Source organism: Noviherbaspirillum sp. (assembly GCF_036846085.1).
In the GTDB taxonomy this organism is placed as follows: domain Bacteria; phylum Pseudomonadota; class Gammaproteobacteria; order Burkholderiales; family Burkholderiaceae_D; genus Noviherbaspirillum.
The window spans coordinates 1-2,200 of the sequence record NZ_DAIUCO010000398.1; the positions used below are offsets into that span (position 1 = coordinate 1).

Genomic DNA, 2,200 nt, shown 5'->3' on the forward strand with positions numbered 1-2,200 from the left:
ATTGAAGATGCCGGAAAGCTTTGGGCTGGTCAGGGTGTCGTGGACCTTGCCGGAGTTGGCCGGATTGTTGCTGGTCACGTCGAAGTCATAGCGATCTCCGCGCACGCCCGCTACGGTGCGAAACCACGGCGTCCAGCGTGTGGTGTTGGATGCGAAGATTGCCGCCGCGGTTTCCGTTAATTCGTCCTCCCGTGTAGTGGTTAGCCGGCTGCGGCCTGCCGACTTGTAGAGGCCAACCGGATCGAGATCATCGCGCCGCAACTGGACACCTGCGGTGGTTTCGGAGTCGAAGCCGGCCAACTTGTGCACCCATGTCCGGTCGGCACTGAGCCCGGTAACCGTCCTGCGTTCCGCCTGCTCGAACTGGTCGCCGTTGACCGGGTCGTCGAGGAAATAGGTGAAGTTGCTGAACAGATCCAGGCGGGATCGGATGACGTAGGCATTGACGCGCATTCCCCCATCGGCGAAGCGGCGCGTCCAGTCCGTTGACAGGCTGTAGCGGGAGGTCTGCCCGCCGTCGGTCGGGTCGACAAAGCCGAAGCGCCCGATTGCGCCGGATTCGACCGCCCGTCTCGGGATCTGGTCGGTCGAATCCCAATTCGATCGCAGCGCCATCCCGGTCACGCGAAAATCGTCCTGGCCCGCTTTCCAGCTATAGGAGAGCACGCCGTTGAAACGGCGGTAATTCTCCGGCAATTCCCACGGCCCATCCTGGCCAGCCGCTTCCACCGCGTACAGCAGGTTGCCCGGCCCGGCTGCAGAGGAGTTGGCAATCACGGCACGACGGTATTGGCGCTGGCCGACTTCGATGCTGGCGATGCCACGGGGCAGTGTGTGCGCATAGTCGAAGGCAGCGGCGCCGGCAGCGGAAAAATCGCCTTCCTCTGCGTAATACGTACCCTTCTTGTAGGTGATCGATTGGACCAGTTCGGGAATTAGAAAATTCAGGTCCGAGTAACCCTGGCCATGCGCATGGCTGGGCATGTTGACCGGCATGCCGAGGACAGTGGTGCGAAAGTCGGTGCCATGGTCGAGATTGAAGCCGCGCACATAGTATTGGTTTGCCTTGCCGTCGCCGGAATGCTGGGTGACGATCACGCCCGGCACGTTTTCCAGCATCTCGGCGGTTCGCGCCAGTGGCCGGTTCTCGAGTTGCTTGGCTGTAACAGTTCCTTGGTTGGCTGAATCGGCAACGCCCATCGGATTGAGCCTGTCCGCTTCAACCACGACCGCATCGAGAGTGCGTTCAGGTGCCTGGATGCCGCCTGCCAAGGCGAACGTGGGCAGAAAATGAAGGCAAAGGACGGGAAGAATATTTTTATTTTTCATGATCGGGTCAATGAGGAAAAGACATGGCGAGTCTACCGGCGGTGTTGCATCGATGCGTAAAAAACTGGCATGCATCTGACAAAAAGCCGGCGGCTGGATGGTAATCCGGCCGCCGGCTTCATTTTGCTGCTTTGCCGCTCGTCAGCTTAACGGCGACGGCTCGGTGTCTTCCGGCGTCGTCGGGGTCGCTGAATCAACTGCGACCGGTTCGGTGTTGTCGGGCGACGAACCGATCAATGCCATGACGCGGCTGAAGAATGCGTCGACCGTTGACATGGGTGGCGAATTGCCTCCACCTGGATTCGCCGATGCGCTGTCGCCGTCACTGCCGCCGCAGGCGGCAAGCACAGCAGACATGCCGGCAATCAACAGATACTTTTTCATGATGTTCTCCTGGTCTGGATTCGCGGGGTTACGGACTTACTGTCCGGACGATTGCACGGCACCGCTTTGTGGTGAGCCCGGAATCGGCGATTTCAGATACGGGAAGGTGTTATTGACGAAGGTAGCATCCAGATAAGCGCCGTCTGTGAAGTCGAGCGCGCCTGCCGGAGCGTCCGCGGGTGCGCAGCCAAGGTTGAGCGTGCACAGGCGTCCCATCACCACGCGCAATGCAATGTCGACGACGTCGTCGCCGGGACGGCGGCCGTTCGGGAAGCCTGCATTGTCGCCGCCGATCACCCCTAGGCGGTTCTGGCTGGCAGTCACCGGAATATTGGTGTTGAGGCGTAGCATCTCGGATGCAACCACATTCGCCGGCCGGTTCAAGCTCGGTACGCCGGTCAGGAAAGCGGTAACGAGATCATTGCGCGGGAAGTTCGTCGGCGCCTTTGCGCCGGCGCTGCCGTAGAGGATTTCCACCAGGGCGGGC

General features: G+C 60.7%; 3 protein-coding genes. All 3 read right to left on the reverse strand.

Translation table 11 applies throughout. From position 1 onward, the window contains the following. A partial coding sequence (locus V7080_RS25235) for a TonB-dependent receptor (RefSeq protein ID WP_334191127.1) occupies positions 1-1,329 on the reverse strand: 1,329 nt, incomplete at its 3' end. A 141-nt stretch (positions 1,330-1,470) separates the two neighbouring features. Further along, on the reverse strand, positions 1,471-1,713 hold the full coding sequence (locus V7080_RS25240; protein ID WP_334191128.1) for a hypothetical protein: 243 nt from the start codon (positions 1,711-1,713) through the stop codon (positions 1,471-1,473). Positions 1,714-1,749: 36 nt separating this feature from the next. Beyond that, positions 1,750-2,200, reverse strand: a 451-nt coding sequence (locus V7080_RS25245; RefSeq protein WP_334191129.1) for a DUF4331 family protein, incomplete at its 5' end; no start/stop codon positions are given.